The 22,510-nt window shown below is 67.5% G+C and carries 21 protein-coding genes and 1 riboswitch; of the genes, 16 read left to right on the top strand and 5 right to left on the bottom strand.

The annotated features are described in order from the left end of the window. Positions 1–54: 54 nt before the first annotated feature. The 12 genes from M5E06_RS05620 to M5E06_RS05565 all read left to right on the top strand — a co-directional run bounded on the left by M5E06_RS05620 (position 55) and on the right by M5E06_RS05565 (position 13,187). Complete coding sequence (locus tag M5E06_RS05620) at positions 55–885, top strand: cytochrome C assembly family protein (RefSeq protein WP_109151028.1); 831 nt, start codon at positions 55–57, stop codon at positions 883–885. Between the two features lie 156 nt (positions 886–1,041). Next, the gene (gene dusB / locus M5E06_RS05615; RefSeq protein ID WP_252137457.1) at positions 1,042–2,028 is read left to right on the top strand and encodes a tRNA dihydrouridine synthase DusB; all 987 of its coding nucleotides are present in this window, start codon (positions 1,042–1,044) and stop codon (positions 2,026–2,028) included. A 14-nt stretch (positions 2,029–2,042) separates the two neighbouring features. Then, positions 2,043–3,242 carry a two-component system sensor histidine kinase NtrB gene (locus M5E06_RS05610; RefSeq protein ID WP_252137456.1) on the top strand — a complete coding sequence of 400 codons (1,200 nt, stop codon included), beginning with the start codon at positions 2,043–2,045 and terminating at the stop codon, positions 3,240–3,242. After that, complete coding sequence (ntrC, locus tag M5E06_RS05605) at positions 3,242–4,687, top strand: nitrogen regulation protein NR(I) (protein WP_109151026.1); 1,446 nt, start codon at positions 3,242–3,244, stop codon at positions 4,685–4,687. Before M5E06_RS05610 ends, ntrC begins: the two co-directional genes overlap by 1 nt. 210 nt (positions 4,688–4,897) lie before the next feature. Beyond that, complete coding sequence (locus M5E06_RS05600) at positions 4,898–7,216, top strand: sensor histidine kinase NtrY-like (RefSeq protein WP_502801973.1); 2,319 nt, start codon at positions 4,898–4,900, stop codon at positions 7,214–7,216. Beyond that, on the top strand, positions 7,206–8,606 hold the full coding sequence (gene ntrX, locus M5E06_RS05595; protein ID WP_109151025.1) for a nitrogen assimilation response regulator NtrX: 1,401 nt from the start codon (positions 7,206–7,208) through the stop codon (positions 8,604–8,606). The genes M5E06_RS05600 and ntrX overlap by 11 nt, the downstream gene beginning before the upstream one ends. Positions 8,607–8,784: 178 nt before the next feature. Next, a complete protein-coding gene (locus tag M5E06_RS05590) occupies positions 8,785–9,513 on the top strand; it encodes an HAD family hydrolase (protein WP_252137454.1) in 729 nt (242 codons plus the stop codon). Positions 9,514–9,574: 61 nt separating this feature from the next. Continuing rightward, the gene (hfq, locus tag M5E06_RS05585; RefSeq protein ID WP_012974114.1) at positions 9,575–9,823 is read left to right on the top strand and encodes an RNA chaperone Hfq; all 249 of its coding nucleotides are present in this window, start codon (positions 9,575–9,577) and stop codon (positions 9,821–9,823) included. Positions 9,824–9,875: 52 nt separating this feature from the next. Next, a complete protein-coding gene (gene hflX / locus M5E06_RS05580; RefSeq protein WP_502801972.1) occupies positions 9,876–11,168 on the top strand; it encodes a GTPase HflX in 1,293 nt (430 codons plus the stop codon). 164 nt (positions 11,169–11,332) lie between these two features. Further along, complete coding sequence (locus M5E06_RS05575; RefSeq protein ID WP_109075644.1) at positions 11,333–11,641, top strand: hypothetical protein; 309 nt, start codon at positions 11,333–11,335, stop codon at positions 11,639–11,641. Between the two features lie 84 nt (positions 11,642–11,725). Beyond that, positions 11,726–12,337, top strand: a complete 612-nt coding sequence (locus M5E06_RS05570; RefSeq protein WP_252137452.1) for a hypothetical protein — start codon at positions 11,726–11,728, stop codon at positions 12,335–12,337. A gap of 37 nt (positions 12,338–12,374) precedes the next feature. Beyond that, entirely contained in the window at positions 12,375–13,187 is an 813-nt protein-coding gene (locus M5E06_RS05565) for an inositol monophosphatase family protein (protein WP_252137451.1), read from the top strand. A gap of 243 nt (positions 13,188–13,430) precedes the next feature. Here M5E06_RS05565 and M5E06_RS05560 read toward each other — a convergent pair whose 3' ends face one another. The 4 genes from M5E06_RS05560 to M5E06_RS05545 all read right to left on the bottom strand — a co-directional run bounded on the left by M5E06_RS05560 (position 13,431) and on the right by M5E06_RS05545 (position 16,865). Beyond that, on the bottom strand, positions 13,431–14,258 hold the full coding sequence (locus M5E06_RS05560; protein ID WP_252137450.1) for a universal stress protein: 828 nt from the start codon (positions 14,256–14,258) through the stop codon (positions 13,431–13,433). A 122-nt stretch (positions 14,259–14,380) separates the two neighbouring features. Beyond that, positions 14,381–15,322: an ABC transporter substrate-binding protein gene (locus tag M5E06_RS05555; RefSeq protein ID WP_252137449.1), complete on the bottom strand. Its 942-nt coding sequence runs from the start codon at positions 15,320–15,322 to the stop codon at positions 14,381–14,383. A gap of 47 nt (positions 15,323–15,369) precedes the next feature. Further along, positions 15,370–16,137 (bottom strand): ABC transporter permease, encoded by a 768-nt coding sequence (locus M5E06_RS05550; protein ID WP_252137448.1) that lies wholly within the window; start codon positions 16,135–16,137, stop codon positions 15,370–15,372. After that, positions 16,134–16,865, bottom strand: coding sequence for an ABC transporter ATP-binding protein (locus M5E06_RS05545; protein ID WP_252137447.1), 732 nt, complete (start codon positions 16,863–16,865; stop codon positions 16,134–16,136). The genes M5E06_RS05550 and M5E06_RS05545 overlap by 4 nt, the downstream gene beginning before the upstream one ends. A 35-nt stretch (positions 16,866–16,900) precedes the next feature. Next, positions 16,901–17,007: riboswitch (TPP riboswitch) on the bottom strand. Positions 17,008–17,140: 133 nt separating this feature from the next. Between M5E06_RS05545 and M5E06_RS05540 the strand changes: the two genes are divergently transcribed. From M5E06_RS05540 to M5E06_RS05530, 3 genes are all read left to right on the top strand, one after another. Continuing rightward, the gene (locus tag M5E06_RS05540) at positions 17,141–18,268 is read left to right on the top strand and encodes an acetoin utilization protein AcuC (RefSeq protein WP_252137446.1); all 1,128 of its coding nucleotides are present in this window, start codon (positions 17,141–17,143) and stop codon (positions 18,266–18,268) included. Positions 18,269–18,431: 163 nt separating this feature from the next. Further along, positions 18,432–19,034, top strand: coding sequence for a hypothetical protein (locus M5E06_RS05535; RefSeq protein WP_252137445.1), 603 nt, complete (start codon positions 18,432–18,434; stop codon positions 19,032–19,034). Continuing rightward, positions 19,031–19,585 (top strand): hypothetical protein, encoded by a 555-nt coding sequence (locus tag M5E06_RS05530; RefSeq protein WP_109154633.1) that lies wholly within the window; start codon positions 19,031–19,033, stop codon positions 19,583–19,585. The genes M5E06_RS05535 and M5E06_RS05530 overlap by 4 nt, the downstream gene beginning before the upstream one ends. Before the next feature lie 75 nt (positions 19,586–19,660). Here M5E06_RS05530 and M5E06_RS05525 read toward each other — a convergent pair whose 3' ends face one another. Next, positions 19,661–21,325: a hypothetical protein gene (locus tag M5E06_RS05525; protein WP_252137444.1), complete on the bottom strand. Its 1,665-nt coding sequence runs from the start codon at positions 21,323–21,325 to the stop codon at positions 19,661–19,663. Positions 21,326–21,594: 269 nt separating this feature from the next. On the opposite strand from M5E06_RS05525, the gene M5E06_RS05520 reads away from it, so the two are divergent. Beyond that, positions 21,595–22,389 carry a hypothetical protein gene (locus tag M5E06_RS05520; RefSeq protein WP_252137443.1) on the top strand — a complete coding sequence of 265 codons (795 nt, stop codon included), beginning with the start codon at positions 21,595–21,597 and terminating at the stop codon, positions 22,387–22,389. Positions 22,390–22,510: the final 121 nt, after the last annotated feature.

The raw sequence follows: 22,510 nt of genomic DNA, 5'->3' as shown, positions 1-22,510 counted from the left end.
TGGCGGCACGTCATGGCAGCATGACGGCGGAAGGACGGGAGTGCATTCGGGTCCATGTCGCAGAACATTTTCTTGAGCCTGACGGCGCTGGTGGCCCTGTTGCCTGCCGCCTTTTATCCTTACCGGCGCATCGCGGGGCAGGGGGTGGAGGGCCGCGGCTGGTCCTTCTGGGGTGCCTTGCTGCTCGCCGCCGCCGGTCCGGGCATGTGGGCGATCCTGCAGGTCGCCGGCCAATGGCAGACCGGATTCTCCACCGCGCTGTGGGTCACGACCGCCGCCTGCATGGCGCTGTTCATCGGGCTCAGCCTGCTCCATGACACGGCGTGGAGGCTGGCGCCGCTGCTGCTGCCCTATCTGCTGGCGGTCTGTCTGCTGGCGACGCTGACCGAGGATGCGCCGGCCCCGGTCCTGCGCGGCAATGCGCCGGGCGTGTGGATCGACCTGCACATTGCTGTGTCGGTCTTCACCTATGCCCTGCTGACGCTGAGCGCCGTGTCGTCCTTCGCCGCGGTGATCCAGACGCGGGCGCTGAAGAGCAAGCGGCCGACTCCGCTCAGCCGCTTCCTGCCGCCGGTGGCGGAGAGCGAGCGGCTGCAGCTGCGTCTGCTGATCGCGTCGGAGGTGGTCCTCGGCGCCGGACTAGCCACCGGCATGGCGGTGCTCTATTTCGAGCAGGGTCTGCTGTTCCGCACCGATCACAAGACCCTGCTGTCGCTGGCCACCTTCGTCGTCATCGGCATCCTGCTGCTGGCCGAATACCGGACCGGCGTGCGTGGGCGGACGGCGGCGCGGACCATGCTGATCGTCTATCTGCTGGCGACCCTTGCCTATCCCGGTGTCAAGTTCGTGTCGAACGTGCTGATCGGGCAATGGGCCTGGAGTTGAGGGCGCACCCGCCGCAAGTCGGTGGAAGAGCACAACTTTCACCCCAGGCCTGAGCGCGGCCAAGGGGCTTCGCGCTTGCACATATCCGCGGCAGCGTGATAAGTTGCCCAAAATGGTGGCACTTTGTTGATTTGCCCATCAATCGGGCAGGTGAGAATGACCATACAAATCGGACCCATCACGCTCGCCGGACCGGTGATCCTGGCGCCCATGTCGGGTGTCTCCGACCTGCCGTTCCGCCGTCTGGTGAAGCGCGCGGGCTGCGGCCTCGTCGTGTCGGAGATGATCGCCAGCCAGGCGATGATCCGCGAGAACCGCCAGACCCTGCGCATGGTGGAAACCGAGCCGGAAGAGTTTCCGATGGCTGTCCAACTCGCCGGCTGCGAGCCCGAGGTGATGGCGGAAGCAGCGAAGCTGAACCAGGATCGCGGCGCCGCCGTCGTCGACATCAATTTCGGCTGCCCGGTCAAGAAGGTGGTCAACGGCCATGCCGGCTCCTCCCTGATGCGGGACGAGGCTTTGGCCGGCCGCATCCTCGAGGCGGTGGTGAAGGCCGTCAGCATTCCGGTGACGCTGAAGATGCGGCTGGGCTGGGACGAGACCAACCGCAATGCCCCGAATCTCGCTCGCATCGCCGAGCAGTGCGGGATCAAAATGGTGACGGTCCATGGCCGCACCCGCATGCAGTTCTACACCGGCACCGCCGACTGGACCTATGTCCGCCATGTGAAGGATGCGGTGAAGATCCCCATCGTGGTCAACGGCGACATCACCGGTTTCGAGGCGGTCGACCGCGCGCTTGCCGAATCCGGCGCCGACGGCGTGATGATCGGGCGTGGCAGCTATGGCCGGCCCTGGTTTCCGTCGCAGGTCATGCATTACCTGCGCACCGGAGAAAGGCTGCCCGATCCGCCGCTGCACGAGCAGATGGACACGCTGCTGGAGCATTTCGACAGCATGCTGAGCCACTACGGCACCGACGGCGGCATCAAGGTCGCCCGCAAGCATGTCTCCTGGTATTCGACCGGCCTGCGCGATTCCAACGAGTTCCGCCAGGAGGTCAACCGGCTGGGCGATCCCGCCGCCGTGCGCGATCGCATCCGTGCTTTCTACGAACCGGCAATCGAAAGGATGGCCGCCTGATGGACCCCGTACCGATGACAGCCCCGGGCCAGCGTGGCCGCAGCCGGCCGGGTGCCTCACGGGCGCCCAGGCTGGAGTCCCTGGTGGTGCTGAACAGCCTGCCCGATCCGGTGCTGGTGGTGGACGGCAACGGCGACATCCGCTTCGTCAATCTGGAGGGGCAGGAGTTCTTCGACCTGTCCGCCAACGCCATGGAAGGGATGCCGCTGCCGGACCTGCTGCCGCCGGACAGCCCGGTGATGGGCCTGATCGAACAGGTGCGCCGGGGCAGCCGCCGGGTGTCGCAGGACGGGGTCATCATCGAGACGCCGCGCATCGGCCCGCACCATGTCACGGTGCAGGTGGCGACCATGGGCGACCCGCCCGACCATGTGGTGCTGACCATCCATGAGCGGTCTCTGGCCCGGAAGATCGACCATTCGCTGACCCATCGCCATGCCGCGCGATCGGTCACCGCCATGGCGGCGATGCTGGCACATGAGGTGAAGAACCCGCTGTCGGGCATCCGCGGCGCCGCCCAGCTGCTGGAGGAGAATGCCAACGACGAGGACCGGGTGTTGACCCGCCTGATCTGCGACGAGGCTGATCGTATCGTGGCGCTGGTCAACCGGATGGAGGTTTTCTCCGACGAACGGCCGCTGGAGCGCGCCGCGGTGAACATCCACACGGTGCTGGAACATGTGCGCAAGGTCGCCCAGAGCGGATTTGCCCGAAAAATACGCTTTGTCGAGCGTTACGACCCGTCACTGCCTTCTGTTTACGGCAATCGCGACCAACTTGTGCAGGTTTTCCTGAATCTGGTGAAAAATGCGGCAGAGGCTGCACCGGAATCGGGCGGCGAGATCACCCTGACCACCTCCTATCAGCATGGCGTGCGCATGGCGCTGCCGGGTGGCGATGTGCGCCGGCATCTGCCCCTGCTGGTGACGGTGCAGGATAATGGCGACGGCATTCCGGAAGACCTGCAGTCCAACCTGTTCGACCCCTTCGTGACCAGCAAAGTGAACGGCACTGGCCTTGGTCTTGCATTGGTGGCGAAACTCATAGGCGATCATGGCGGAACCATCGAGTTCGACAGCCAGCCTCGCCGGACCGTCTTCAAGGTGTCGCTGCCGATGTACGATGATTCGAAATACGACGATCCGAAACTTTCCGGGGGGTCGAAGATTTCTGACGCTGGCTTGCAGTCCAAGGGCGGCCGGGGGACTCGGTGATGAGCGCGGCGACCATTCTCATCGCGGATGACGATCGCGCCATCCGCACCGTCCTGACGCAGGCTCTCGCCCGGCTGGGGCACGAGGTTCGCACCACCGGCAACGCCGCGACGCTGTGGCGCTGGGTGGCGGACGGGCAGGGGGATCTGGTCATCACCGACGTGGTGATGCCGGACGAAAACGGCCTGGATCTGATCCCGCGCATCAAGAAGCTGCGGCCCGAGCTGCGCGTCATCGTCATGAGCGCGCAGAATACGCTGATCACCGCGGTGAAGGCGGCGGAACGCGGGGCCTTCGAATATCTGCCCAAGCCCTTCGACCTGAAGGAGCTGGTGTCGGTCGTCGAACGGGCGCTGAACACCAACACCCCGCCGGCCGCCATGCCCGGGGGCGACCTGGAGGGCGAGGAACAGCTGCCGCTGATCGGCCGCTCGCCCGCCATGCAGGAAATCTACCGGGTGCTGGCCCGCCTGATGGGCACCGACCTGACGGTGATGATCACCGGCGAGTCCGGCACCGGCAAGGAACTGGTCGCCCGCGCGCTGCATGATTACGGCAAGCGGCGGAATGGCGCCTTCGTCGCCATCAACATGGCCGCCATCCCGCGCGAGCTGATCGAGTCCGAGCTGTTCGGCCACGAAAAGGGCGCCTTCACCGGCGCGACCAACCGGTCGACCGGCCGCTTCGAACAGGCGCAGGGCGGCACCCTGTTCCTGGACGAGATCGGCGACATGCCGCTGGAGGCGCAGACCCGCCTGCTGCGCGTGCTGCAGGAGGGCGAATACACCACGGTCGGCGGACGCACCGCGATCAAGACCGACGTGCGCATCATCGCGGCGACCCACCGCGACCTGCGCACCCTGATCCGGCAAGGCCTGTTCCGCGAGGATCTGTTCTACCGCCTGTGCGTGGTGCCGATCCGTCTGCCGCCGCTGCGCGAGCGGACGGAGGACATTCCGCTGCTGGTCCGCCATTTCCTGAATCTCGGCATCAGCCAGGGGCTTCCGGCCAAGAGCATCGATCAGGCGGCGATGGACCGGCTGAAGCGCTATCGCTGGCCCGGCAACGTCCGCGAGCTGGAGAATCTCGTCCGCCGTCTGGCCGCGCTCTATTCGCAGGAGGTCATCGGGCTGGACGTGGTCGAGGCGGAGCTTGCCGACGCCACCCCGGCCGCCCAGCCGGTGGAGGAGCCGCAGAGCGAGGGCCTGTCCTCGGCGGTCGAACGCCACCTGAAGGACTATTTCGCTGCCCACAAGGACGGCATGCCGTCCAACGGCCTGTACGACCGGGTGCTGCGGGAGATCGAACGGCCGCTGATCTCGCTCAGCCTGTCGGCGACCCGCGGCAATCAGATCAAGGCGGCCCAACTGCTGGGTCTGAACCGCAACACGCTGCGCAAGAAGATCCGCGACCTGGACATCCAGGTGATGCGCGGCATCAAATAGACCGATCGACGCCCACCCACCACCGCAACCGGCCCGTGCCAAAATTGTGACACAACGTCGGTGCGGACGGTGGTGGACCGAAGGCCAGCAACCGACCTGCGGCTCCTGCGCCGGCTGGCCTAAGCGGTCCTGTCCGAAAGGCAGATCCATTGCGGCTTGGCAGGGCCGCAACAGAGGTGTATCTTTCCGGCAACAGATTAGCGCCGGATGATGCCACTCAATTCCGACACCGCAGCAGCCGGCCAAAGGCCGGTCTGGCAGAAGATTCTCCACTGGTCCCGGCGGGTAGGCCTGGGCAAGCGGATGGCTTTTGCCCTGTCGCTGGCAGCCTTGGCCGCCGGCTTCGCCACCTATGCGGCGATGACGGAAAGCGCGCCGTTCGGGCAGGCCAACCCGCGTACCGTCACGCTTCTGCTGACGCTCGATCTTGCGATCCTGCTGACGCTGGGCGTGCTGATCGCGCGGCGGATCGTCGCCATCCTGATCGGGCGGCGGCGCGGGCTGGCCGGATCGCGGCTGCACACCCGGCTGGTTCTGGTGTTCAGCGTGCTGGCGGTGGCGCCGGCCATCATCATGACGGTGTTTTCCACCCTGTTCTTCTATGTCGGGGTGCAGAGCTGGTTCAGCGACCGCGTGCGCACGGCGGTGAACGAATCCCTGGTGGTCGCCAGCGCCTATCTGCACGAGCACCAGCAGAACATCCGCGCCGACGCCCTGGCGATGGCCAACGACCTGTCGCAGGAGGCGCGGCTTTCCAGCGATCCGGAGCGGTTCGAGCAGGTCGTCGCCACCCAGGCGATGCTGCGCGCGCTGTCGGAAGCCATCGTCTTCAACGGCACCACCGGCGCCATCGTCGCGCGGGCCGGCTATACCTTCACCCTGGAATTCGAACCGATCCCGGAAGACAAGATCCAGCAGGCCCGCAACGGCGAGGTCGCGCTGATCGTCAAGGAATCCGACGACCGCGTCCGCGCCCTGGTCAGCCTCGACCGGGTGTCGGACACCTTCCTCTATGTCGGCCGCATGGTGGAGCCGCGGGTTCTGCAGCACATGGCCTCGGCCGAGGGGGCGGTGAAGGAATACACGGCGCTGGAGAACCAGCGCGGCAGCCTGCAGATCACCTTCACCCTGATCTTCCTGGTGGTGGCGATGCTGCTGCTGCTGGCGGCAGTGTGGGCCGGGCTGAATTTCGCCACCCGGCTTGTCCGCCCGATCAGCGCGCTGATCGGCGCCGCCGAGCGGGTGCGCGCCGGCGACTTGACCGTCCGCGTCTCCGAGCCGCCGGGCGAGGACGAGTTCGTGCTGCTGTCCCGCGCCTTCAACCGCATGACCACCGAGATCGAGGGGCAGCGGCGGGAGTTGCTGTCGACCAACCGCCTGCTGGACGAGCGGCGCCGCTTCACCGAGACGGTGCTGTCCGGCGTGTCCGCCGGCGTGCTGGGCGTCGATGCCGACGGCGTCATCAACCTGCCGAACCTGTCCGCCGCCCGTCTGCTGGGCGAGGAGGATCTGGAGCGTCTGGTCGGCATGTCGCTGGTCGAATTGCTGCCGGACATCGGCGACCTGCTGGAGAATGCGCCGAAGAAGCCCGGCCGCGTCGTGCAGGACCAGATCCAGATCCGCCGTCCGGGCAAGCCGACGCTGACCCTGCTGGTCCGCATTGCGGCGGAGGTGCGCGCCGGCGAAGTGCGTGGCTATGTCGTCACCTTCGACGACATCACCGAACTGGTGTCGGCGCAGCGCAAGGCGGCCTGGGCCGACGTGGCGCGCCGCATCGCGCATGAGATCAAGAATCCGCTGACGCCGATCCAGCTGTCGGCCGAGCGGCTGCGCCGCAAATACCTGAAGGAGATCTCCAGCGATACGGAGGTCTTCACCATGTGCACCGACACGATCGTCCGGCAGGTCGACGACATCCGCCGCATGGTGGACGAATTCTCCGCCTTCGCACGGATGCCGCAGCCGGTGATGAAGCCGGTCAACATCAACGATCTGGTGCGGCAGGCGGTGTTCCTGCAATCGAGCGCCCACACCGGCAAAATCCGTTTCGACACCCGGCTGCCATCCGGGCCGCTGACGGTGGCCTGCGACAGCCGGCAGATCTCCCAGGCGCTGACCAACCTGCTGCAGAACGCGGCGGACGCCATCGAAGGGCGCACGCCGCCCGCCGACGGGTCGGAGCAGCCGCCGGGAGAGGTGGGAATCGCGGTGGAGGACGATGGTGAGAAGGTCGTCGTCACCGTCGAGGACAATGGCAAGGGCCTGCCCGGCGGCGAACAGCGCGACCGGCTGACCGAACCCTATGTGACGACGCGGGCCAAGGGCACCGGGCTGGGGCTCGCCATCGTCAAGAAGATCATGGAGGACCATGGCGGCGTGCTGACCCTGGAGGACCGCGAAGGCGGGTCCGGGGCGCGCGTGACCCTGGTCATTCCACACCCGGTTACGGTCGCGAACGACGCGGGCGGCCGTGACGACAGGCCGGCGGAGACCGGCGGAGAGATGAGGCACGAAGCCCATGGCGCATGACATTCTGATCGTCGACGACGAAGCCGATATCCGGATGCTGATAGCCGGCATCCTGAACGACGAAGGCATCAAGACCCGCGAGGCCGCCGACGCCGATCAGGCCTTCGCCCAGGTGGCGGCGCGCCGGCCGAGCCTCGTCGTGCTCGACATCTGGCTGCAGGGCAGCAGGCTGGACGGCCTGCAGATCCTGGAACAGCTGATGCGGGACCATGGCAACCTTCCGGTCATCATGATCTCCGGCCACGGCAACATCGAAACCGCGGTCCAGGCGATCAAGGTCGGCGCCTACGACTTCATCGAGAAGCCGTTCAAGGCCGACCGGCTGCTGCTGATGGTGGACCGCGCCATCGAGGCGGCGCGGCTGAAGCGCGAGAACCAGGAACTGAAGCTGCGTGCCGGCGGCGACGTCGAGCTGATCGGCCGCTCTTCGGCGGTCAATCAGGTGCGCCAGTCCATCGACAAGGTGGCGCCGACCGGCAGCCGCGTGCTGATCTCCGGCCCGCCCGGCGCCGGCAAGGAGGTGGTCGCCCGCCTGATCCATGCCCGCTCGCGCCGCGCCAGCGGCCCCTTCGTCGGGCTGAACTGCGCCACCATGCGGCCGGAGCGGCTGGAGATGGAGCTGTTCGGCACCGAGGCCGGCGTCGACGGTCCCGGCCGCAAAATCGGCACCTTCGAACAGGCCCACGGCGGCACGCTGCTGCTGGACGAGGTTGCCGACATGCCGCTGGAAACCCAGGGCAAGATCGTCCGCGCTCTGCAGGAGCAGGTGTTCGAGCGCGTCGGCGGCGGCCAGCGGGTGGAGGTGGACGTGCGCGTGATCGCCACCTCCAACCGCGATCTGCAGGCGGAGATCGAGCAGGGTCGTTTCCGCCAGGACCTGTTCTACCGCCTGTCGGTGGTGCCGATCCGCGTGCCGTCGCTGGCCGAACGGCGGGAGGACATCCCGGTGCTGGCCCGCCATTTCATGCAGCGCTCCGCCGAGGCGTCGGGCCTGCCGGTCCGTGAGTTCGGCGAGGACGCGATGGCGGCGCTCCAGGCCTATGACTGGCCGGGCAACGTGCGCCAGCTGCGCAATGTGGTGGACTGGCTGCTGATCATGGCGCAGGGCGACCCGAAGGAGCCGATCCGCGCCGACACCCTGCCGCCGGAAATCGGCGCCATCACGCCGACGGTGCTGAAATGGGACAAGGGCGGCGAGATCATGGGCCTGCCGCTGCGCGAGGCGCGCGAGGTATTCGAGCGCGAATATCTGCTGGCCCAGGTCACCCGCTTCGGCGGCAACATCTCCCGCACCGCGTCCTTCGTCGGCATGGAACGCTCCGCCCTTCACCGCAAGCTGAAGTCGCTGGGCGTCCATGGCAGCGAGAAGGGGAAGATGTTCATCGAGTGAGTTGCGCCATCGCTCGACGCCTATCACTTCTCAGTCCGTCCGTCATTCCCGCGAAGGCGGGAATCCAGCGTTTGCGCAGGAGTGACTGTGGGACAGCCTGGATCCCCGCCTTCGCGGGGATGACCTTCACGTGAGGGCGGCTTCGTGCCGCCATTCCCACGTCTACCGGAGCATCTCCTTGTCCGCCCCCATCACCCTGCCGCGCGCCGTCATCTATGACTGGGACAACACCCTGGTCAGCAACTGGGACACCGTGCGCGAGGCGCTGAACCATGCGCTGGTGTCCTTCGGCCTCGATCCCTGGAGTGCCGAGGAGGCGCGCGAGCGGATCAAGGCGTCGCTGCGCGACAGCTTCCCCCGGATCTTCGGCGAGCGCTGGACCGAGGCACGCGATCTCTTCTACGGCTATTTCGCCGCACATCACCTGGACGGGCTGAAGCCGCTGCCGGGTGCGGAGATTCTGCTGCGCCATCTCCACGAGCGCGGCGTCTATCAGGCCGTTGTCTCCAATAAGAACGGCAAGTTCCTGCGGGCCGAGGCCGATGCGCTGGGCTGGAGCCGGTATTTCGGCACGCTGGTCGGCGCCCAGGATGCCGAGTTCGACAAGCCGCACATCGCCCCGGTGCGGATGGCGCTGGAACCGGCGGGGATCGAGCCGGGTTCTGATGTCTGGTTTCTCGGCGATGCCGACATCGACATGGAATGCGCCCATGGCGCCGGACTCGTTCCGGTGCTAATAGGGCTGGGCGAGGGGAGTGGCTTCGACCGTTTTCCGCCCGCCCATCGCCACACCGACTGTACGGCGCTGCACAGCGTCCTGTATGGCTTGGTGGACGGCAATGGTGATACCATATCCCTGCAAACGGCTGTCGAGACGGTACCTGCGCGCACCATACCTGCACCGTGAAACGGGGAGCGGACCACCTGAAGAAGGGGTCCCAAGAACATTGAAGAAGGGGGCATGAAAAATGTCTGAAAAAAGCCAAAACGTGCAGGACGTGTTTCTCAATCACGTCCGTAAGAACAAGACTCCCGTAACCGTCTTTCTCGTGAACGGCGTGAAACTCCAGGGCATTATTACTTGGTTCGACAACTTCTCGGTACTTCTGCGGCGCGACGCGCATTCTCAGCTCGTCTACAAGCACGCAATCTCGACGGTCATGCCGGCCCATCCCATTCAACTTTTCGAGCCGCCTAAGGAAGGTGAAAGCGTCTGATCCCTTGACCAATGGCAACGGCGCGGCCCCTGAAGGCGCCGCGCGGGCCATCGTGGTCCACCCTGTCCTCCGCATCGAGGCGGACGGGGACATGCGCCCTCCCGAATCCCGGCTCGAGGAGGCGGTCGGTCTTGCCCAGGCCATTCAGCTGGACGTCGTCCATGCCGAATGCGCCAAGGTGAACCGGCCGCAGCCGTCGACCCTGCTCGGCTCCGGCACGGTGGAGCAACTGGCACAGGTGGTGGAGGAGACCGAGGCGACCCTCGTCGTCCTCGACCATGCCCTGTCGCCGGTCCAGCAGCGCAACCTGGAACGGGCGCTGAAGGCGAAGGTCATCGACCGCACCGGCCTGATCCTGGAGATCTTCGGCGCCCGCGCCCGGACGCGGGAAGGCATGCTGCAGGTCGAGCTGGCGTCCCTGACCTACCAGAAATCGCGGCTGGTTCGGTCCTGGACCCACCTGGAACGCCAGCGCGGCGGCTTCGGCTTCCTCGGCGGCCCCGGTGAATCGCAGCTGGAGCTTGACCGCCGCCTGATCGGCGACCGGATCATCAAGATCAAGAAGGAACTGGAAGAGGTGCGGCGCACCCGCGGCCTGCACCGCAAGGCGCGCGCCAAGGTGCCGTACCCGGTGGTGGCGCTGGTCGGCTACACCAATGCCGGCAAATCGACGCTGTTCAACCGGCTGGCGAACGCCGACGTCTTCGCCCAGAACCTGCTGTTTGCCACGCTCGACCCGACCATGCGGCAGGTGACGCTGCCGTCGGGGCGCAAGGTGATCCTGTCTGACACGGTCGGCTTCATCTCCGACCTGCCGCACGGCCTCGTCGCCGCCTTCCGCGCCACGCTGGAGGAGGTGGATGCCGCCGACATCATCCTGCATGTCCGCGACATCGCCCACATCGACAGCGAGGCCCAGAAGGCCGACGTCCATGAGGTGCTGTCCGACATGGGCATCGACCCGGAGACGGACGACCGGGTGATCGAGGTGCTGAACAAGATCGACGCCCTGGACGAGGAAAGCCGCGCGGCGGTCCTGGCCCAGACCGGGCGCAATCCGCGCGCGGTGGCGGTCTCCGCCCTGTCGGGCGAGGGGATCGACGATCTTGATCGCCTGCTCGACCAGCGGATGAACGTCAATCGGCAGGTCGTCGACCTGTCCGTTGACCTTGGCGACGGGGCGGCGCTCGCCTGGCTCTATGCCAGGAGCGAGGTTCTCGACCGGCGCGACGACGAGGAGCATGCGCATCTGCAGGTCTCCATCGACCCCGTCGATCTCGCCCGGTTCGAGAAGCGGTTCCAGCCGGCCGAACAGCCGACCGAGCAGGTCCAGCCGCAACCTTAAGCGGCGCGAGCCTGTACTCCTGGCCGAAGGAAGGGGGTGCGACACCGGGTCTATGACCTGTTGCACCCCACTCCGGTCTTACGACGAATGCGGCGTGGTTATTTCCCCGTTGGGGCCCGATTATGGGAACGGAGCAGTGCGCTCCCCCATCAGGAGGACTGCCAATGCGGTTGCAAACCGATCCGTCGTGCTTTTCGATCACGGCTTTCCTCGCCGATCAGGTTGCTATCGTCGCCCGTCAGGAGAAGCTGCCGCCGGGTGCGGCGCTGCTGCGGTTGCAGGAGCTTTCGCGCACCCCCGAAGGCCGTGCGACCCTGATGCGACTGATCGAATCCGCCGCCCAGCGGGAGCCGAATGCCGAAGAGGCCGCGAAGATCGAAGCAATCTGCCGTGAGTTGGCTGCCTGGGGCTATGGCGGTTTCACCGGCGGAACCCGCCACGACCCCCATCACGACCATCGCGCCGCAGCCTGACGGTGATTTGACACATGCTTGAGGGATGACGGCGCGGGCGATGGCGGGCCATAATGGGCCGTTCGCCATCGCCGCGGTCCCATCGTGCTCCGTTCCCCTTCCCGTACCGTCCTGATCGGCGCCGGCCGCCTGCTTCCGGCACTGCTGATCCCGGCACTGCCGCTGCTTCTGGCATTCGCCCAGACCGGGGCGGCCGAGCCGGTGCGGTACGGAATGCCGCTGCCGCCCGGCTATGTCGAGGAGCCGGCGGTGCCGCCAGAGGATCCGCTTCCCCCGCCGCCGAAACCCTTGCCGTTGGCGCCCGACGAACCGCTTGTCGTCGCGCCGGATGCTGCGGAGCTGTTGAAGGATTGCAAGCAGCAGGCCTTCACCGACTGCTTCCGCCTGTGGCAACCGCCGCCTCCGCCCCATCCGGAACCGGAGAAGGAAACCGCGGGCACCCCACTGCCACCTCCACCGCCCGACCCCAAGGCGCCGCGTGAGCCGGCACAGGGTGGCCCGGTGTTGCCCCCGCCGCCCGATCCCGCCAAGGAAGCCGCAGCAGCCGCCGCCGACCGCGCCACCTTCGATGCGCTGTCGAAGGCGCTGAAGGACAGCGGGCTGGACGGCAGGGTTCTGCTGACCGACCCGAAGGGCGGCGATCCCACGTTGAAACTGGACAGCGTGCCCGGCAAAACGCCGGCGGCGAAGCGCTGAACCGCCGTCCCCTCAAGCCATCAGGAACCTTCCGACCATGATGGGTTTCCCGCTTCCCGACATCGACCAGGTTTCCGACCTGATCCGCTCCGTCGCACGGACGGAGATTATGCCGTATTTCCAGAAGCTCGACTCATCGGGCATCCGGCAGAAGACCGGCCCGACCGACCTTGTCACGCTGGCGGACGAGGCGGCGGAGCGGGCCTTGACCCCGGCGCTGTCCACCCTGCTGCCGGGCAGCCGCGTCATCGGCGAAGAGGCCGCGTCGGAGGACGAGCGTGTGCTCGACCGCATCCATGGCGACGATCCGGTGTGGATCATCGATCCGGTGGACGGCACCATCAATTTCGCTCAGGGCCGGCCGATGTTCGCGGTGATCGTGGCGCTTGCCTGGAAGGGCGAGACGGTCGCCGGCTGGATCCACGATCCGGTCGATGGCCGTATGGCGACGGCGGTGAAGGGGCAGGGCGCGCGGCTGAACGGCAACCGCGTCCATGTGGCACCGGCCGTGCCATTGCCGCAGATGGTCGGCGCGCTGTCGACGCGCTTCTGCGCCGAGGAGATGGGGCGGCAGTTGGAGGAGCGCAGCGCCGGGCTGGGCGAGCGCGCCTGCCTGTCGAGCGCCGCGCAGGAGTATCTGCGGCTGCTGGAGGGGCGGGCGCATTACTCGCTCTATCACCGGCTGATGCCGTGGGATCATGCGGCCGGCGTGCTGATGCATGCGGAGGCCGGCGGCTATTCCGCGCTGATCGACGGCACGCCCTATCGGCCGGGGCTGCTCAGAGGGAGCATCCTGCTGGCGCCCGATCGCGACAGCTGGCAGGCGCTGCACGGGCAGCTTTTTGGGTGAGTTGATTGGGTAGGGAGGTGCTGATTGCCCCCGCTCTAACCCTCCCCCGCTCTCAGCGGACCTACGGTCCGCCTGCCGCGTCAGCACAAAGCGAAGCTTTGTGCGAGAGCTTTGCGGGAGAGGGAACTCCGCCTATCCTTTGCAGAGCGTCAGGCTGACAAGCATTCAATCCCCTCTCCCTCGAAGAGGGGGAGGGATAGGGAGGGGGCATCCGCCGCACACCCCTCCCTCCCTGCAACACCCTCAATGCGTCAGCAGTGCCGGCAGGGTCAGCCCATCCAGCACTGTGCGGGTCGCGCCGCCCAGTACCAGTTCACGCAGACGGGAATGGCCATAGGCGCCCATCACCAGCAGGTCGGCACCCTGGTCGCTGCAGCAGGACAGGATCATGTCGCCGACCTCGCCGCCCGACGCTATGACCGACTGCGGGCGGGCGGCGATGCCGTGGCGGTGCAGCCAGTCAACCAGATCGGCGGCATCGTTGCTGTGCTGACCCGGCGGCTCGACCGACAGGACGGTGACGGAATCCGCCGCTTCCAGGAAAGGCATGGCGGCGCGGACGGCGCGGGCCGATTCCGGGCTGTTCTTCCAGGCGACCAGCACATGGCGGCCGATCGGGGCCGCGGCCGGCTGCTTCGGCGGCAGAACCAGCACCGGGGTGGGGGTCTCCAGCGGCAGACGGTCGGGGATATGGTGCAGCGACACCCGTTCGCCCGCCCGAACCGCGGCCGACTGCGCCACCACGACCAGATCGGCGTAGGAGGCCCGCTCCGCCAGCAGATCGACGTGATCGCCCTCTTCGATCGTCCAGTCGAAGGACAGGCCGTCGAGCGCCTGACGCACCTCCCGCTCGATGCGTTCGGCATTCTCGTGGGCGATGGCGGTGGCCTCCGCCATGAAGCCGTAGGAGGCGGCGCGGCCGGTGGCGCCGGCCGGCATCGACACCGGGGTGGCGATGTAGAGAGCCTGGATATGGGCGGAGAGGCGCTTGGCCAGGGCAGCGGCCACCGCCAGACGGCTGGCGTAGGCGTCGTCGTTGGCCATGTGCAGCAGGATGGTCTTGATCGGCATGCCCTCGCGTCTCCCAATCTTATGCTTTGGCCCGCCATCGGCTCGACAGTCGGCCGGCGGAGCGCTTTCCTTTCAGATAACGCTCCGCCGGGGCGAATGGCAATGTCTGCAAGCGGACGGTGTTACTTCACCACCACCGCATAGTGGTCGAGCGGCGCCACCGTCTTGATCAGGCCGCGCGCCTTCAGGAACTCGGCGAAGCGGGTGTAGCGTTCGGCATCCAGCGCCGCCGGGCTGTGGGAGAAGCGCGGCAGGGTGTCGGCCCAGGCGCGGCGGTTCAGTTCGTCGTTCAGCTCCGGCCGGCCCTTGACGAAGGCGGCCTGCGATTCCTCCGGATGGTTCAGAATGTAGAGCGTCGCCCGTTCCACCGCCGCCAGGAAGCGCTTGAAGCGCGGGTCGTTCGCCTTGTCCTTGCGGGCGACCAGGATCAGCTCGTCATAGGGCGGCACCCCTTCCTCCTCCGGGTAGAAGGCGCGGCCGGGATGCTTCTCGATCTCCATCTGGTTCAGCTCGAAGTTGCGGAAGGCGCCGATCACCGCATCGACCTGACCCGACAGCAGCGACGGCGAGAGCGAGAAATTGACGTTCACCAGTTCGACGTCCTTCAGGCTCAGCCCCTGCCTCTCCAGCATGGCGCCGAGCAGGGCGTCCTCGAAGCCGGCGATCGAGTAGCCGACCTTGCGGCCCTTCAGGTCCTTCAGCGACTTCACCGGCCCGTCGCGCAGCACGACGACGGAGTTCAGCGGCGTCGACACCAGCGTGCCGATGCGGACCAGCGGCAGCCCCTCGTCCACCTGCAGGATCAACTGCGGCTGGTAGGAGACGGCGATGTCGGTGCCACCGGCGGCGACCAGCTTCGGCGGATCGTTGGGGTCGGCCGGGGCGGTCAGAGTCACGTCCAGCCCGGCGTCCTTGAAGAAGCCCTTCTCCTGCGCCACCACCAGCGGAGCGTGGTCGGGGTTGACGAACCAGTCCAGCATCACGGACAGCTTGTCCTGGGCCAGGGCCGGAAGCGAGGTCATCAGGCTGGCGGCCATCAGGCCGGCGGTGAGCAAGTGCTTCATCGGGTGTCTCTCCCCCTTCGAGGGTTGGCGGCTTAAGGGTTGGCGGCTTAAGGGTTGGCGTCTTCGGCAGGTTGGGTATCGGGTTGCCAGGGTAGGGCGCGGCGGGCCAGCGCATCGACGGCGGCGTAGAGCGTCACCGCGAACAGCCCCAGCACCAGCACGGCGGCGAACAGAAGGTCGATCTGCATGCGGGCGTTGGCGTGCAGCATCAGGTAACCGAGGCCGGAGGACGACCCCACCCATTCGCCGATCACCGCGCCGATCGGCGCCACCGCGGCGGCGACACGTACGCCGGACCAGAAGGCGGGCAGGGCGGCCGGCAGGCGGATGCTCCACAGGATGGCGGCGGGGGAGGCTCCCATGGTGCGGGCAAGGTCGAGCCAGCCGGGATCGGTGCGCCGCAGCCCGTCGAACAGCGCGGTCGTCACCGGGAAATAGATGACCAGCACCGCCATGGCGATCTTGGAGGCCATGCCGTAGCCCAGCCACAGGACCAACAGCGGCGCCAGGGCGAAGACCGGGATCGCCTGACTGACCAGCAGCAGCGGCATCAGCCAGCGCCGCGCGGTGCGGAAGCGCGCCAGCAGCAACGCGCTGACCCCGCCCAGCGCCACGCCAGCCACCAGCCCGATCAGGATCTCCGACAGAGTGGTCAGGCCGTGGGTCAGCAACAGGGGCGCCTGCCGCCGCATGGCGTCGGCGACCGCCAGCGGGCTGGGCAGCAGGTAGCGCGGCAGGCCGGTGGCCCAGACCAGCGCCTGCCAGCCGGCGACCAGCACCAGCAGGGTGACCAGGGCGCGCAGCAGCGCCTTCATTCCGCCAGCCTCCGCAGCAGCTCGGCCTGATGCGCGAGCAGGCCGGGATCGTCGACACGGCGCGGCACCGCGCCGGACGGCTCCAGCGCCGGCCCCATCACGGCGGGACGGCCGGTCATCACATGCAGGCGGTCGCCGATGCGCAGCGCCTCCAGCGGGTCGTGGGTGACCATCAGGACGGTGCGGCCGGCCAATGTCTCCGCCGCTGTTTCCTGCAGCCGCAGCCGGGTGATGGCGTCGAGCGCCGAGAAGGGCTCGTCCATCAGGACCAGCGGCTTGTCCTCCATCAGCGTGCGGGCCAGCGCCACGCGCTGTCGCTGCCCGCCGGACAGGGCGGCCGGGCGGTCGCGTTCCCTCCCCGCCAGACCGACGCGGTCCAGCAATGCGCGGGCCTGCTCCACCCGCGCCGGGCTGGGCCGGCGGTGGCGCAGCCGGTCGCCGAGCAGGACATTGTCGAGGACGGTCAGCCAGGGCAGCAGAAGGTCCTGCTGCGCCATGTAGGCGATGCGGCCGGCCAGCGGTTGCCCATCGCCGGTAACGACTTGCGTCGGCGGTTCCGGCTCGGCAAGACCGGCGAGGATGCGCAGCAGGGTGGTCTTGCCGACGCCGCTCGGTCCCAGCAGGCAGGTGGTCCGGCCGGCCGGCAGCTCCAACGTCAGGTCGGAGAACAGCAGCGTGCCGCCATAGGTCAGCCGGGCGCGCGAGATCGTCACCGAAAGCGGCGTCATCGCAAGCATGTCGTTCTGGCGGAAAAGGAGTGGGTGCGGTCCCGCATCACTGATCCCTACGCCGGCATGAACCGGATCAGGTTCCAGGGGTCGTCCCGCAACAGGACCTCTCAGCCGCCCATCGGCTCCCCCCAGTGAAGGCGGCGACTATAGGCGCGGACGATCCGCGACCGCAAGCATTGCCGGATCGGACTTCCGGCCAGCGGAATCCCGACCTTGGAAGCGGGCGCTTGACCGGAACGCGGCCACGCCTAGTTTCTGGCGGGCATCATGGAGTGCCAGCCCTGACCACGCCCTTTCGCACCCCGCTGTTCATCGGCGGCGAGATCTATCGCGGCTCGACCTATGGGCCGAAACATCCGCTGGCGATTCCGCGCGTCTCGACCGCCATCGACCTCAGCCGCGCCATGGGCTGGCTGCCGGACGAGGTCTATCTCGACACCCATGTGGCGAGCGAACGGGAGCTGGCGCGCTTCCACACCGCCGATTACATCGCGGCGCTGAAACGGGCGGAGGTGGAACAGCGGGTGGATGAGGCCACCGCCGCCCGCCATAATCTTGGCAAGCTGGAGAATCCGGTCTTCGCCGAGATGTACCGGCGGCCCGCCCACAGCAGCGGATCGGCATTGCAGGCGGCCCGGATCCTGGGCGACCGGCCGGCCGGTCTGGTCTATGCCCCGGCGGCGGGGACCCACCATGCGCGCCGCGACCGGGCCAGCGGCTTCTGCTATTTCAACGCGCCGGTGCTGGGCATCCTGGAACTGCTCGACCATGGGCTGGAGCGGGTGCTCTACGTCGATCTCGACGCCCACCACGGCGACGGGGTGGAGGAGGCCTTCGCCAACGACGACCGGGTTCTGACAATCTCCATTCACGAGGACGGCCGCTGGCCCTACACCGGCAAGGCGGAGGACCGCGCCGGCGGGATGGCCCGCAACCTGCCGGTGCCGCCGGGCTTCAACGACAGCGAGATGGAACATGTGATGGAGGCGGCGGTCCTGCCGCTGACCCGCGCCTTCCGTCCGCAGGCGATGGTGATCCAGACCGGCGCCGACGCTTTGGCCGAAGACCCGCTGAGCCGTCTGGAGCTGTCCAACCGCGCGCTGTGGGATGCCGTGGCGGCCCTGCTGCCGCTGGCGCCGCGGGTGCTGGTGGTGGGTGGCGGCGGCTATAACCCCTGGTCAGTCGGGCGCTGCTGGGCCGGGATCTGGGCGGTGATGAACGGCATCGATCCGGCGATCAGGCCGACTGCGGAGGCGGAGGCGGTGTTGCGCGCCCTGACCTGGAGCCGCGCCGCGGGCCGCAATCCGCCGGAACACTGGTTCACCACGCTGGGCGACGAACGCCGGCCGGGGCCGGTGCGGGACGCGGTGAAGCGGGTGGCGGAGATGGCGCTGTCCTGAACCGTGGCAGATCGTTTCATTTGGGTCGAATTTCGAACCAAGCCGTGACGATTCGTTGACGGATCTGGATTGTTCGGTGATCCTCATTCCACTGCGCCGGTGCAGCTTCCGCTTCGGATGATGCGGCCTTGGGCCGGGCTTTGGTAGGAGAACGGGCGGGCGGATGTCGAACACGACCCTGTTCCTGATCGCCATCGTCATCATCATGCTGGCCGCCGTCCCGGTCGCCATGATGCTGAAGGATTTCCTGCCGAACATCATGGAAAAGAGCAGCGGTCTGGAGCAGATCGAGAACCGCGTCTATGTGCTGCATGCGGAATCGCAGGAGCTTCAGAACCGCGTCAACCAGCTGGTTCAGCGCCGCAATAGCCAGTCCTCCGACCGCAACCGGCTGGAAAGCGACATCCGCAAGGCGGAAAAGCAGATCCGCGAACTGGCCGAGCAGCCGCCGATGTTCGTGCACGAAGTCGGCGACCCGCAGGCCGGCCTGATGAAGTTCGTCGCCACCGTCACCCAGGAAAAGGCGTCTGCCGCCGCACGGGCCGCCGGCGAACGCGGGCCCGTGAATCCGATCTGGCGCTGTTCCAACGTGGCGGAGGTCTGGGCCTCCAGCTTCGACGAGGCGAAGCAGATGTGCGACGTCGCCTTCCCCTTCAAGCTGGGGTTCCAGAAGTCCTTCATGCGCGGCGATGCGAGGACCGGCGGCAAGGGGGGCGTGCCGGTGCCGCCCGCCACCGCTCGCGCCAAGGCCGGTGCCGCGACATGATGATCAACTTCATCATCGTCCTGGCGATCGTCGCGATCGGCGCATGGCTCGGCAATGTGCTGATGACCGTTGAACAGCGGGTATCGCAGGCGCGCCAGCGTGTGCGCGGCGTGCGCAACAGGCTGGACAAGCTGGACGCCACCATCCACCGCCTGCACCGCGAGGAGGAAAACCTCCATGCCGAGATCGAGGAGCTGACGCGGGACATCGTGGAACTGCGCAAGAAGCAGGTGGAGGTGCAGCAGCGCCTGACCGAAGCGCAGCAGAAGCGCCGCCCGCAGATCCTGGTCCTGACCGACCGGCGCAATCCCGGCGACAAGGAATGGCTGGTGACCGTGGTGAATCAGCAGATCGGCGAGATCGACGCCACCCACCCGCTGGCGGTCGAATGGGCACGCGGGCGCAATTATCTGGTGTGGGCGGAATCAGACCGCGAGGCGGCCGAACGCGCCAACCGCCGGTTCAGCGCGCGTCCCGGCTATCAAGTGCGGTCGGTGGCACCGGTCAAGGAAGACCTCTACAGCCCCAGCGCCGCCCGCAGCGCGGCGTAGAGACGGAAAAGCCCTTCTCCCTGGGTGGGAGAAGAGCTTCCGGAAACAAAAACAACCTGACCTGTCGGTCCAGCCTCAGCGCGCCTTGGCGGTGGCCGGGGTCTGGCGGAAGGCGTCGTGCAGGTAGGGCGACAGCGCCTGACGCATGTTGCGCAGCCATTCGTGGATGATGATCAGCGAGCGGGAGGCGACCGGCGGGGTCATGCCCAGCTTCACCAGATCCTCGCGGGTCATCGTCGCCACCTGATCCAGGCGGTGGCCGGTCAGGCGCGCCCAGGCCGGGGCGGTGCAGGGCTGCATGGAGATGACCTGCAGGCCTTCGCGCTCAACCATCTCGGCCTTGCGGCGGGCGTACTGGCTGTCCTCAAGCTGCGAGAAGGGGCCGGAGAAGCCGTTTTCGACGAGGACGCGCTTGGCCTTCGGGGCGATCGTCGCCACCCGTTCCAGCGTCGTCATGCCGGTGGAGAGCGAGGCGAGGTCGACGGTCACCGGAACCATGAAGGTCAGCCGTTCGCCGTCGCCGACGTAATAGTCGAAGCCCGACACCTCGGCCCAGTTGAAGAACCACTGCGAGATGTTACCGCCGAAGTCGTACAGACGGCCGCCGCGCTGCAACTCCGGACCGATCAGATCCCAGAACTCGTAGAAGCCGTCGCCCGACCCCATCATGTTCATGAAGTCCTGGGTGATGCGGCGATGTTCGACCACGTCCGGGCCGAACAGGCGGGCGAGACGCTCGTTCACCTCGTACTCGACGACCTTCAGTTGCAGGCCTTCCAGCATGGCGGTCGCCATCAGGTGATGGGACAGCAGCGTCTTGCCGACGCCGCCGCGGTCATTGAGGACGAAGATCGTGCCCAGCATGCGATCGCCTTTCCAGTATGCGTTCGTTGATTCGTCTTGGGTCGTCGTGGGAGGCACAGGCGGAGACGCCGGCGAACCGGTGTCCCGCGCAGCCGCCGCGGGGGTCTGGTTGGCGGCCGGCTGTGGTTCCGGCCTGGAGATCTTGGAGTCGGAAGAGGCGTCTTGCGACACGCTATCGTCGGCGCTGCTTTCCTCCACCTGCCCTTCGTCGGCAACCGGGGGCGCCGGGGCGAGCAGATCCTCCGGAGCGGGGGAGGCGGATTCGGTCTCGTCCGCCTGCGGTGCGGATTCGGCGACATCGGGCTCTGATCCAGCCGGCTCCGGCTCTTCCGTTACCGGCTCCTCCACCGCCACGGCATCCGCGGCGGCGTCCTGGACGGCTTCCTCGGCGGCCTCCGCCACAGATTCCGGTTCGGAAGCCGACACCGGCGCCTCGTCCGCAGCTTCCGTATCGGAGTCGGCTGCTTCGTCCTCCTCCGCGTCGTTCAAACCGGCGGACAGCGCGGCTTCGTGAACGGCGGCCAGCGTCTCCGCCGGCATGACGGAGCCGCCGGCATGGTCGTCGGCAGTCTCGCCGCGCCCCTCGTTCCCGACAAGGAAGAAGGCGGAGCGCAGGGTGACGGGCGAAATCGGCTGGTTGTCGCGGGCGGTGACGCCCAGCTTCGCCAGCAGATCGGAGATCTCGGCCCAGGACAGGCCGCGTTCGCGCATCAGGCCGATGTCGGCGTAGCTCTCGCGCACCGCCTGCATGGCGCTGCGGTTGCCTGCCGGGCGATCGGCAAGGAGCCGTTCAAGTTCCGAGCGGTCGATCGACACCGTATGGGATTCCGGCAAGATGAAATGGCGGCGGGGAAGCGCCTGGATGTTGGATCGCAAGGATTCCATTCCCCTGGGGCCGAAAAAATAGTACAAGCGGCCATCACGCGCAAACGGTTTCCAAACGACATCAACGGCGCTAAACATCGTTGCCCGATCTGGGGCAGGCCGTGACTGGTGCAACTTCGCCGACGTTCCGGCAGTTCGCGCCATCATGTCGGCTTTTGGAACCGGCCGTTGGTTGCGCGGGTTGCCATACGGGGGCACCGCCGCATCATGCCGGCCGGGCGCCCTCATCGGGCTGGGCTTGGAACCGGGGTAAGGCCAAGATGCCTCACGATTTTGGTTCATCACGGGACCGGCGATCCGCACCCCTGCTGGGGGCGGGTATCGGCTTCCACGAGTTGCGGCAGGCGTGCGAAATCTCCGCCCTGCGCGAGGATTTGGAGCGGCTGGCACATGAGGCCGGCGCCCTGCGCGACGGCGTGGAAAATGCGGTCGAGATCGTGCGCGACCGCTTCGCCGCGCTGAGCGCGGAGGAAATGGCCGATCCCATGGTTCTGGCCCCGCTGTTGCAGTTGGCGGTCACCACCCTGTTGGATATTCGCGAGCAGGCGCGGCAGCTCAACACCCAGACCGGACCGCTGGCGGACGACGAACGCCCGTCCTGGCTGGGCGCCGCCGATGCGCCGCGCCTGCGTCAGGCGGCCGCAGCGGTTTGGGACGATGATGCCGACCACCGATCGGACGGCGACGACGGGAGGATGGAGGTGGATCCGGCCCCGGTTCAGCTCGATGCGCCGCCGCCGCGTCCGACCAGCCCGCCGGCCCGCGCGGGGCAGCAGGCGCTGGCCGCACCGCGCCCGCCGGAGCCTCTTCCGCCCGCACCGGTCCCGGAGCCGTTCCTGACTGCACCGGCGGGTGCCCGGCCTCGAGCCAAGCCCGAGCCCACTGTGGCAGAGGGGCCCAAGTCAGAGGCGCCGGTGTCAGAGCGACATGCATCCTGGCTGGCCGGTGAACCGGCGCCGGCGCCGCCGCCTTCGCGCGCCGCGACGGTGCGTGCGAACGGCGGCGGGCCGCGCACCCCGGGCGGTATCGACTGGCTCGGACCGGCAGGGCGTTGACCCTTTTTCTGACGGCTGGAGCCTTGTTGACCGGGGCGCGACTCGGGTCGATGACGACCGCCTATGTCGGGGCGCAAAAGGTCAGGATCTGAACGATAGAGCTTGCAAATTCGGGTTGGTT

It is taken from the genome of Azospirillum sp. A1-3 (assembly GCF_023806445.1).
Classification (GTDB): domain Bacteria; phylum Pseudomonadota; class Alphaproteobacteria; order Azospirillales; family Azospirillaceae; genus Azospirillum.
This window is presented reverse-complemented; position numbering and strand designations above follow the sequence as displayed.